At 68.4% G+C, this 9,627-nt stretch carries 11 protein-coding genes and 1 pseudogene; 1 reads left to right on the top strand and 11 read right to left on the bottom strand.

Annotation, left to right across the window (positions count from 1 at the left end; all coding sequences use genetic code 11):
- The 3 genes from hemA to ACWELJ_RS31495 form a co-directional block, all read right to left on the bottom strand.
- Positions 1 to 596 (bottom strand): glutamyl-tRNA reductase (hemA, locus tag ACWELJ_RS31505; protein ID WP_452369726.1); only part of this gene is annotated, 596 nt, incomplete at its 3' end.
- Positions 593 to 1,411 (bottom strand): redox-sensing transcriptional repressor Rex, encoded by an 819-nt coding sequence (locus ACWELJ_RS31500; RefSeq protein WP_452369725.1) that lies wholly within the window; start codon positions 1,409 to 1,411, stop codon positions 593 to 595. The genes ACWELJ_RS31500 and hemA, both read right to left, overlap by 4 nt.
- Positions 1,412 to 1,755: 344 nt before the next feature.
- A complete protein-coding gene (locus tag ACWELJ_RS31495; RefSeq protein WP_452369724.1) occupies positions 1,756 to 2,016 on the bottom strand; it encodes a glutaredoxin family protein in 261 nt (86 codons plus the stop codon).
- A 102-nt stretch (positions 2,017 to 2,118) separates the two neighbouring features.
- On the opposite strand from ACWELJ_RS31495, the gene ACWELJ_RS31490 reads away from it, so the two are divergent.
- Positions 2,119 to 3,153 (top strand): HAD family hydrolase, encoded by a 1,035-nt coding sequence (locus tag ACWELJ_RS31490; RefSeq protein WP_452369723.1) that lies wholly within the window; start codon positions 2,119 to 2,121, stop codon positions 3,151 to 3,153.
- Between the two features lie 62 nt (positions 3,154 to 3,215).
- Here ACWELJ_RS31490 and ACWELJ_RS31485 read toward each other — a convergent pair whose 3' ends face one another.
- The 8 genes and pseudogenes from ACWELJ_RS31485 to ACWELJ_RS31450 form a co-directional block, all read right to left on the bottom strand.
- Entirely contained in the window at positions 3,216 to 4,235 is a 1,020-nt protein-coding gene (locus ACWELJ_RS31485; RefSeq protein WP_452369722.1) for a lysophospholipid acyltransferase family protein, read from the bottom strand.
- Complete coding sequence (locus ACWELJ_RS31480; RefSeq protein ID WP_357091348.1) at positions 4,232 to 5,263, bottom strand: NAD-dependent epimerase/dehydratase family protein; 1,032 nt, start codon at positions 5,261 to 5,263, stop codon at positions 4,232 to 4,234. Before ACWELJ_RS31480 ends, ACWELJ_RS31485 begins: the two co-directional genes overlap by 4 nt.
- A gap of 222 nt (positions 5,264 to 5,485) precedes the next feature.
- Positions 5,486 to 5,587 carry a 30S ribosomal protein bS22 gene (locus ACWELJ_RS31475; protein WP_003402602.1) on the bottom strand — a complete coding sequence of 34 codons (102 nt, stop codon included), beginning with the start codon at positions 5,585 to 5,587 and terminating at the stop codon, positions 5,486 to 5,488.
- Positions 5,588 to 5,783: 196 nt separating this feature from the next.
- Positions 5,784 to 6,029, bottom strand: coding sequence for a helix-turn-helix domain-containing protein (locus ACWELJ_RS31470; protein ID WP_154790969.1), 246 nt, complete (start codon positions 6,027 to 6,029; stop codon positions 5,784 to 5,786).
- A gap of 208 nt (positions 6,030 to 6,237) precedes the next feature.
- Positions 6,238 to 7,059 (bottom strand): pyrroline-5-carboxylate reductase, encoded by an 822-nt coding sequence (gene proC / locus ACWELJ_RS31465; RefSeq protein WP_452369721.1) that lies wholly within the window; start codon positions 7,057 to 7,059, stop codon positions 6,238 to 6,240.
- 193 nt (positions 7,060 to 7,252) lie between these two features.
- Positions 7,253 to 8,149: a thioesterase family protein gene (locus tag ACWELJ_RS31460; protein ID WP_452369720.1), complete on the bottom strand. Its 897-nt coding sequence runs from the start codon at positions 8,147 to 8,149 to the stop codon at positions 7,253 to 7,255.
- Between the two features lie 92 nt (positions 8,150 to 8,241).
- The gene (locus ACWELJ_RS31455) at positions 8,242 to 9,171 is read right to left on the bottom strand and encodes a sugar phosphate isomerase/epimerase family protein (RefSeq protein ID WP_452369719.1); all 930 of its coding nucleotides are present in this window, start codon (positions 9,169 to 9,171) and stop codon (positions 8,242 to 8,244) included.
- 13 nt (positions 9,172 to 9,184) lie between these two features.
- A pseudogene (locus tag ACWELJ_RS31450) lies at positions 9,185 to 9,439 on the bottom strand (hypothetical protein); the annotation flags it as partial.
- Between the last annotated feature and the right edge of the window lie 188 nt (positions 9,440 to 9,627).

Raw genomic sequence — 9,627 nt, 5'->3', positions numbered from 1 at the left:
GTTGGCGGCGCGAAGCTTCGAGCAGGATGAGTTCGCGCCTGGGGATCGGGATGTGCCGTTGAACTTCCTCCGGCGGCCGCGCGATCCAGCGCCACCGACACCACCGACGCGCCCGCGCGGTCGATCCCGGTCTCCGAGTGCACCCGCTTGCCGACCCGCAGCGCGTGCTGGGCCAGTTCGTGCAGGGTGCGCCCGGCGGCCTGCTGGCCGTCGGCCGCGGCGTAGGCGGCCCGGATCTGGCTGAGGATCTGCTGCTCGCCGACCACCATGGAGTCCAGGCCCGAGGACACCGCGAACAGGTGCTCGGCCGCGGCCTCCGCGTACCGCACGTAGGCGTGCTTGGTGAGTTCGGGCAGCGGCAGCCCGGAATGCTTGGTGAGCAGTTCGCCGATCTCGCCGAGCGCGGGGTGGAAGGCGTCGACGACCGCGTAGACCTCGATGCGGTTGCAGGTGGAGACGATCATCGCCTCGGACACGTGGGTGGAGGCCAGCATCTTGTCGGTCAGCTTGGGCCGGTCGGTCTCGGTGATGGCGATCTTCTCCAGCACCGCCACCGGTGCGCTGCGATGTGAGATGCCGACGAGAAGCACGCTCATGGCTGGACCACCGCTCCCTTGCTGGTTGTGTCCGTGGTCTGGATCGTCGTCACCCGGCGGATCGGGGTGGACACCACGTTCGCGTCGGCGACTACCGTCGCCGTACCCGCCGCGGCCGCGCTCATCGCGTCCTCGGCGGCCGATTCCGCGTTCCGGGCCCGCTCGAACGACAGCAGCTGCATCTCCACCGCGAGATCGACCCGTCGCACCTCGACGGTGGCCGGGGCCTCCAGGGCCAGGGCCGAGAAGCTCAGCACGCACTGCAGACCGGCCTCGACCAGCAGATCGCACACGCCCTGCGCGGCGGCGTCGGGCACGGTGAGGACGGCGATGGTGGGCTCGAGGGCGGCCACGGCGTCGGTCAGCTCGGCCACATCGCGGACGACGAGCCCGCCGACGGTGGTGCCGATGACCGCGGGGTCGTTGTCGAACAGCCCGACCATGGCGAAACCGCGGCGGCGGAAACCGCCGTATCCAACCAGCGCGCGACCCAGGTGACCGGCTCCGACCAGCACCACCCGGTGTCCCTGGGACAGGCCGAGCACATCCTCGATGCGGTCGCGCAGCTTGATCACGTCGTAGCCGACGCCGCGCACGCCGTTGGGTCCGAGGAAGGAGAGATCCTTGCGCAACTTGGCCGAACCGACACCCGCCGCGACAGCCAGTTCCTCACTCGATACGATGGCTACAGCGTCGTCGGCGAGTACGGCGAGCACCCGGAGGTAAGTGGCCAGCCGGGCCACCGTGGCCTGCGGGATGTCCTTCTGCAGAGCCTTGGAGACGCCAGTCGGCGGCGTCTCTTGCTGCTCTGTCACGTCGCTTGCGCTCCTCGTCCGGCCGGGGGTGAGTGTCCGGGTTCTTTTGTCGACCCGACGCCGGGAGACCGTCGCGGTCCTTACAGGCGAGGTCGAGTCAGGTTCAGGGGGTCGCTTCCGCTGCCCGAGAAGGCGGGTCGCGTGCCACCACCGTAACCGCTTGTGAAGCCCTGCACAAAGTCGGTGAATTCAGTCACTTTGTGGCGGGCTCCGGCCCCGGGTTCATTCAACCCTCATCAGCGCGAACCCGCTACGCAACACACCGGAGGGGACGGACGGAGGGGGACCCGCGCCGAAAGCCCGGAAAATCCCCTATCACGCCCGGTTTCGCGAGGTAGGTCCGGTTATTTCGCGAGGTCGGCGCGCAGCCGCGGCTCGTCCACGTCGAAATAGCTGTGCTCACGTCCGTCCAGCAACACCACCGGCAGCCGGTCGCCGTATTCGGCGCGCAGACCCGGATCGGTGGCGGCGGCCACATCCACGTCCACCGTGGTCACGTCGATGCCGAACTCGGCGCAGATCGGGCGCAATTGTTCGAGTGCGGTGTGGCACAGTCCGCACCCGTCCCGGGTCAACAGCGTCACTGCGTGTGGCGAATCGCTCATGGCCACCATCTAACAACTTCCCGATATGTCGTTCGCCGTCTACGTTGCGGCCACCCCTGAGCGTTACTGTTGAGTTGTTCGCGCTAACAGGCGGAGGTACTGGTGCCGGAACGTTCGAAAGAGCAGGGAACGGGCTTCATCGCGGGACGATTCGGTGAATTCCCGGCGCGCTGGGGTCAGGGACTGGCTGACCTGCAGGATCAGTTCACCCGCATCACCCGCAGCCCCTTCGGTCCCACCGAGGAAGAGGTCCGCGCCAACCTGGCCGGCGAGGCCAGCGCCGACGCCGCCATCGCACTGCACGACGCCGAGCTGGCGCTGCGCGACCTCGGCGACACGCCGACGCCCGCGATCGCCCGCGACCTGACCGCCGCGGCCTTCTTCGACGTCGACAACACCATGGTGCAGGGCGCGTCGATCGTGCACTTCGCGCGCGGGCTGGCCGCGCGCAAGTACTTCAAGACCTCCGATCTGGTCGACATGGCCTGGAAGCAGGTCAAATTCCGGGTCACCGGCAAGGAGAGCCACTCGGACATGGCCTCCGGCAAGGAGAAGGCGCTGTCCTTCATCGCGGGCCGCCCCACCGCCGAACTCGCCGCCCTCGGCGAGGAGATCTACGACGAGATCATCGCCGACAAGATCTGGCCCGGCACCCGGGCGCTGGCGCAGATGCACCTGGACGCGGGCCAGCAGGTCTGGCTGGTCACCGCCACGCCGGTGGAGCTCGCGCAGGTGATCGCCAAGCGGCTCGGCCTGACCGGGGCGCTGGGCACGGTCGCCGAGAGCGAGGACGGCGTGTTCACCGGGCGCCTGGTCGGCGACATCCTGCACGGGCTCGGCAAGGCGCACGCGGTGCGCACCCTCGCCATCCGCGAGGGCCTGAACCTGAAGCGCTGCACCGCCTATTCCGACAGCCACAACGACGTGCCCATGCTCTCGCTGGTCGGCACCGCGGTCGCCATCAACCCCGACGCGGATCTGCGCGAGGTCGCCAAGAACCGCGGCTGGGAAGTGCGTGACTTCCGCACCGGGCGCAAAGCCGCGAAAGTCGGTGTGCCCACGGCCCTCGCGCTCGGCGCGGCGGGCGGCGCGGCCGCGGCCGTACTGTCCCGGAAACGCGAAGCCAAGGCCAGCTAGCACGAAAAGCGACCGGCCCGCTCCCATTCGGGGCGGGCCGGTCGCTGGTCCGTACCAATTATCTAGCCGGTGAACGGATTCCGGCGCTTGATCAGATTCTTGTACAGCGAGCCCTGAATGGTTTCGCGGACCTGATCGGTGATTTCGAACATCGTCATCGGGTCATCGGCGTCCGCGGGCTCGTATCCGGCGGTGGAAATCGGCTCGCCGAATTGGATGTACCACTTCGACGGGAACGGAATCGCGCCGAGCGGACCCAGATGCGGAAACAGCGGCGTCACAGGGAAATACGGAATACCGAGCAGCCGCGCCAAAGGCTTGATATCGGCCAGCTTCGGATAGATCTCCTCCGAACCCACGATCGAGCACGGAATGATCGGCACCCCGGTGCGCACCGCCGCCGACACGAAACCGCCACGGCCGAAACGCTGCAACTTGTAGCGGTCCGAATACGGCTTGCCGATGCCCTTGTAGCCCTCGGGGAAAACACCGGCGACTTCGCCCGCGCGCAACAGCCTTTCGGCGTCCGCGGGGCAGGCCAGGGTGTGCCCGGCCTTGCGCGCCAGCCCGCCGAGCAGCGGCGTCTCGAAGATCAGGTCGGCGGCCAGCAGGCGCAGCGCGCGCTGCTTGGGGTGTCGGTCGTGCACGGCCAGCTGCAGCATCAGCCCGTCCAGCGGCACCGTGCCCGCGTGGTTGGCCACGATCAGCGCGCCGCCCACCTCGGGAATGTTCTCGATACCCGACACCTCGACCCGGAACCACAGCTCCGACAGCGGCCGCAGCATCGGCAGGATCACCGATTCCAGCAGGTGCTCGTCCAGACCGAACTCGTCGACCTGGTAGTCGCCGGTGAGGCGGCGGCGCGCGAAGTCGGCCGTGTAGCGGACCCCGTCGGCCACGGTCCCCCGAATCATCTCCCCCAGCGACTTGGGCTGACGCGCTTCGACTTCGGCGAGCCGATCGGTCAGCGAGGTCACCGGGGTGAGCGCCGGTTCCCCCACCGGCCACACCCGAGACGGGCGATTCTGCCGCGCCTCGAAATCCACGTCGTGAAGCCGAATCACCTTCGCTACATCACTCATTGGTGTGCTCCCGTCCCGGCCCCGAGGAGGCCGAGAAGTTTGTTCTCTGCGGCGTCGATCCACGCGGGATCGATCACGGGCCGCAACGCTGCGCCCCCTATGAAGTCGTCGAAAGCCTGCACCGTGGTCCAGCGCGGACCGAAGCCCAGTTCGGTGCGCATCCGGGTGGTGTCCAGACCACAACCGAAATGGAAGTAGTCGATCTGCTCGGCGGTGAACTCCCGCATCACCGGGCCCATCACGGTGCGCCCGACACTGCGGAAAACCGAGTACGGGACCGGCAGCTCGACCCGGCCGGCCCGCCGGATCGCCTGCGACAGCGCCATCGCGCCGTCCCCGGCCACGTTGTAGGTGCCGCCCGGGGCCGTCATGGCCCCGTGCACCAGGGCGGCGATGCCGTCCTCCTCATGGAGCAGCTGCATGCGCGGATCCCGGCCCAGAATGGTCGGGGTGATCGGCGAGCGGAAGTACTGCACGCCCCGCTTGGCCAGCTGCGGGCCCACGATCGGCGGGAAACGCAGGATGGCCGCCGAGATGTCGGGCCGGCGCCGGGCCAGCCCGCGCACGAAACCCTCCACCTCGATCATGTCCCGCGCGAACCAGCCGCGCGGCGGGGTGCGCGCGCTCATCTCCTCGGTGAACTTCACCGGGTCCTTGGCGCTGCACCCGTAGACGGCGGAGGAGGAACGCACCACCACCCGCCGCACGCTGGAAGCCTTGCGACACACCGCGAACAGCTGCATGGCGCCCAGCACGTTCATATCCTTCATGGCGGCCCGGCCACCGCCCGAGGGCGGGCGCGACAGCGCGGCGGGATGCACCACCGTATCGACCTGATTGCCGTCGATAACCTTGCGGATCAAGGGATTACGAATATCGGCGCGCACGAATTCGGCGCGGCCCATACGGCGCAGCAGCTCCCGGCTGGGCTGTTTGGCGTCCACGGCGATGATCCGCTCGACGGCCGGGTCGGCCGCCAACCGGGCCACCACATTGCCGCCGAAGAACCGGCTCGCACCGGTCACCATCACCACCTTGGGCGCTTGCCCGTCCCGAGTCCCTGCCACTCCGGATCCCACCTAGCCCCCATGCCTTGAATTGTCATCGGGCGTTTTTCCCGCTCCCAGGGTAACCGGCGAGTAGGGGGCATTCGAAGAGTATTAACCAGGATCTAACGATGAGTTCGATCACCTGGGAAGAACGAAAGCCCGCCACCGACGGTGACGGGCTTCCAGCTACGACGCAGCGGCTTACTTGCCGAGTTTTCTGCGCTGCACGCGCGTGCGGCGAAGCAGCTTGCGGTGCTTCTTCTTCGACATGCGCTTGCGGCGCTTCTTGATCACAGAACCCATAGGGTTGTTCCTCGCGTTCTCTCGGGTCATCCCCGCTTACGCGGGGTGCACTGTGTCTGACCCTGCACAGTCCCTACCCGATACGGGCCGAGATGGACCCGGCGGCACCACCGGCACGTACAGGATGCCGGTCCATGCTACCGGGCCACTCTCGGGCGAACGAAACGGGTGGGGCCGATCGGTTTATCGGGCCGTACTACCCCGCATCGAAGTAGGACGTCTCCAGATAGTCGTGCACCGCCTTGGCGTGCACCCGGAAGGAACGCCCCACCCGCACCGCGGGCAGCTCTCCCGAATGCACCAACCGGTACACCGTCATTTTGGAAACCCGCATCAGATTCGCGACCTCGGCGACCGTGAGGAACTGCGTTCCCCCGCCGATGACGGATCCCGCGGTGATTGGGCTGTTTCCGGACCTCGCTTGGCTGTTTCCAGACATCATTGCGCCACTGACCTCCGGCACGTCCGCGCCGCCGGCTTCCCCACCGGCGGAACAGACACGCACGTGCTCCTTGAAGCTTAGCGGGACCAGTGGGATTGCTGCGACGGGTGTGAGAAATCAGCCTTTGCTGTGGCGAGTCGGCCTACGGCAGCAAACTAGCAACCGAGCAGTATTGGAAAGTGGGGAGCACACTCACCCACTCTCAACGTTAGTCCGCGGTCGCGCCGAGTTCGGCGGAACGGCGTTTTGCGGCGTGCAACGCGTCGGTGAAAGCCGATCGCACCGCACCTCGCTCCAACTCCCGCAGACCCGCCGCGGTGGTCCCCGCGGGCGAGGTGACGGCCGCGCGCAATTCCACGGCAGACTGACCCGACTCCTCCAGCAGCGCGGCCGAACCGAGCATGGTCTGCGTCACCAGCTGGGTGGCCACATCGCGGGTCAGGCCCAGGCCCACCGCGCCGTCGATCATCGCCTCGACGATCAGGAAGAAGTACGCCGGACCCGAACCGGACACCGCGGTGACGGCGTCCATCTGCGCCTCGGAGACGGTCACCGCCTGGCCCACCGACTCCAGCATCTCGGTGACCAGTGCCAGCTGCTCCTTGCGGGCGTAGCGCCCGGGCGCGATGGCGCTCATGCCCTGGCCGACCAGCATCGGGGTGTTCGGCATGACGCGCACGACCGGGAAACCGGCGGGCAGCTTGGACTCCATGCGGGCGGTCGTCACCCCGGCCGCCAGCGACACCAGCACCTGATCGTGGTCTTCCGCCCCGAAGTCGGCCTTGCCCAGCTCGGTCAGGACCGCGTCCACGTCATTGGGCTTCACCGCGATCACGATGAGGTCCGCCGACTTGCCGGCGTCGGCGATGTCGTCGGTGGCGCGGATCCCGAACCGGTCCGCCAGCGCCTCGGCACGCGCCGGCACCGGCTCGACCACCACCAGATCCTTGTTCGCCCGCCCGGACTCGAGCAGGCCCGCGATCAGCGCCTCCCCGATCCGGCCCCCGCCGATTACCGCAATCCTCGTCATAACCCTCAAGGCTATCCCGCCCCTCCGAGCCTTCAGCGCGCGGCTGAGAGCCGTTGACGGTCCCGCATGCGGGCAGCGGGCGGCAGCCGAACCGATTCTGGGCGTACCCGGTGAGTTACCCCGAACGTCGCGAAATCAGTTGGCTGGTTGGCATTCGGGAATGACGCCAACGACATTCGGGAGAGGCACCGCGTCAGCGTGGCTGGGGGATCAGGGCCAGCTGGCGGCTCTGGGCGACGATCGCTCCCGTGGAGTCGATGACGAGTTGGTCCTCGTCGAACATGCGGTTGCCGACCTCGCGGGCCTTCGCGATGACGCGCAGCCAGCCCGGGGCGGGGCGGCGGCGCAGGTAGGTGGTGAGCTGGACGGTGGGGGCCCAGCCGAAATGGCCGAGGTTCATCGGGACCGGCGGGCTCATGTCGGCGGACATGAGGGCGAAGAAGGCGGACACGTCCGGGTCCTGCTCGTCGCCCGCGAAGGGGCGGATCCACAGGCGCAGGCGGGGTTCGGATTTCTCGCCGGCCAGGAAGCGGGCCCAGGTCGGATCGAGGGCGACCGAGGAGCCCTGGGCCACGTGCACGATCTTGCCCATCGGGTTGCGGTCGTCGTAGAAGAGCGCGTCGGCGGGCGGTTCGGCGGGCATGTCGCCGACATGGTCGGCGGCGTACTGCGGCACTCCGTCGTCAAGGTGGCTGAACGTGAGGGCGGTGTGCACCAGGGTGCGGCCGTCCTGAATCAGGCTCGCGTCGACGAGGGCGATCTGGCGGCCCAGTTTGCGGGTGCGGACCTCGTACTCGACCGCACCGGGGACGGGCGCGCCGAGGAAGTCGGTGCTGGCCGAGATGGGGAACATGGCGGCCTGTTCCGGGGCCGTGCGGCGCAGCCATTCGGTGGCCGCCGCGGCGCTGCCCGCGACCATGGTGCCGCCGTGCAGCTTGTCGCCGATGGTCCAGGTGGGCTCGATGGATCCCGCGAAGCGGCCGGCGCCCGGGGTGGCCGCGTCGAGTTCGGTCAGCGTGCAGACGCGACTGAACGGCGCGTCGGCCAATTCGCGCGCCGACGCCGGGTCGACGGTCAGCTCCGTTGTCATCCGCTGTCCTTCCGCTGGGTTTTGTACAGCGTAAACGGACCCGGTGAAAATTCCGGACGGGTCGTGGGATGAATCACCCCCGCAACGAGAGGTCAGCCGCGATGCGCGGCCGTCGGCTCCGGCGTCGGCGCGGGCGAGAACCCGTTCAGATGCTCCCTTGCGAAGGACAGCGCCCGATCCAGCATGGCCGCCCGATCCATCGTGGTGCGCGCCATCTGGGTGTTCACCTCGATGACCGCCTGACCGTCGAAACCGTTGCGCGTCAACATGTCACAGAGTTCGGCCACCGGCTGGGTGCCCTCCCCCGGGATCAGGTGCTCGTCGGTGGCGGCGCCGCGACCGTCCGCGAGATGCAGATGGGTCAGGCCGGCGCCCATGCGCTGCGCCAGCGCCAGCGGATCCACGCCCGCGGTCGCGGTGTGCGAGGTGTCCAGCGTGTAGTGGCGGTAGCCGGTCTCGGTCGGATCGTAGGAGGGGCTGAAGGTGGTGATGGACGGCCCGGGCCCGCCGCGGCGGCGCAGCCGGTCGATCGAGCTGCCGCGCAGCAGGGTGTCGGCGCGCATCGGGAACATGTTCTCCACCGCGACCGCCACCGGCGACGAATTCTCCAGTTCCGCAACCTGTTTCGCGAAGCCCTCGGCGTAGCGGCGCTGCCAGCGGAAGGGCGGGTGCACCACCACGGTGGCCGCGCCCAGCGCCTCGGCGGTGTGCACGCTGCGGGTGAGCTTCGCGATCGGGTCCGACCCCCAGACCCGTTGCGAGATCAGCAGACACGGGGCGTGCACGGCCAGCACCGGCACGTCGTATTTGTGCGCGAAATGCTGCACGGTGGAAATGGACTGGCTGGCCGGTTCCGCCCAGACCATGAGTTCCACACCGTCGTAACCGAGTTCGGCCGCGTACCGGAACGCCGCCTCGGTGTTCTCCGGATACACCGATGCCGTGGAGAGCCCGACCCGGACCTCCCCGCGCCCCGCCCGGCCCTCGGTGCTCGCCCCCTGCGCTTGCACGATATTCCCCACTGCCGCTCCCTGCTCAGTTCGTACTGAGTAGAAAGGCTAGCGGTCCGAGCGTCACGAAGACGCCTACGACGACGGCAATCACAGTGCTGAAAATATCGTCGGTGCGGCGCAGCACGCGGACCAACGCGACCAGGCCCAGGATCACGACCATGGCCAGGGCCAGGGCAACCCACGGAAGCACTTCCCACATGCGTTCGAAGCCCTTGAACAGCAACATGCCCGCGACCGCGGCGCCCACGCTCTGGCCCGCGATCACCAGCCACTGCCGGCGGTGCTCGTCCTCCTCGGACCTCCCCGCGCCCCGCCCGGCCCTCGGTGCTCGCCCCCTGCGCTTGCACGATATTCCCCACTGCCGCTCCCTACTCAGTACGAACTGACGGTCCCTTTCTCCCCGACCGCGTGCCCCGGGCCGACGACGAAATTCTCCCGCCGCGCCTCCCCGCCCGCCACCGATCC

It is taken from the genome of Nocardia sp. NPDC004582, from assembly GCF_053602115.1.
This window is presented reverse-complemented; position numbering and strand designations above follow the sequence as displayed.

What these genes read in the sequence shown, in the direction of transcription:
- ACWELJ_RS31495 (WP_452369724.1), bottom strand. Translation starts at nt 2,016, where the DNA reads ATGAGCGATTCGCCACACGCAGTGACGCTGTTGACCCGGGACGGGTGC.
- ACWELJ_RS31485 (WP_452369722.1), bottom strand. Translation starts at nt 4,235, where the DNA reads ATGAGTGATGTAGCGAAGGTGATTCGGCTTCACGACGTGGATTTCGAG.
- ACWELJ_RS31480 (WP_357091348.1), bottom strand. Translation starts at nt 5,263, where the DNA reads ATGGTGACCGGTGCGAGCCGGTTCTTCGGCGGCAATGTGGTGGCCCGG.
- ACWELJ_RS31475 (WP_003402602.1), bottom strand. Translation starts at nt 5,587, where the DNA reads ATGGGTTCTGTGATCAAGAAGCGCCGCAAGCGCATGTCGAAGAAGAAG.
- ACWELJ_RS31470 (WP_154790969.1), bottom strand. Translation starts at nt 6,029, where the DNA reads ATGATGTCTGGAAACAGCCAAGCGAGGTCCGGAAACAGCCCAATCACC.
- proC (WP_452369721.1), bottom strand. Translation starts at nt 7,059, where the DNA reads ATGACGAGGATTGCGGTAATCGGCGGGGGCCGGATCGGGGAGGCGCTG.
- ACWELJ_RS31460 (WP_452369720.1), bottom strand. Translation starts at nt 8,149, where the DNA reads ATGACAACGGAGCTGACCGTCGACCCGGCGTCGGCGCGCGAATTGGCC.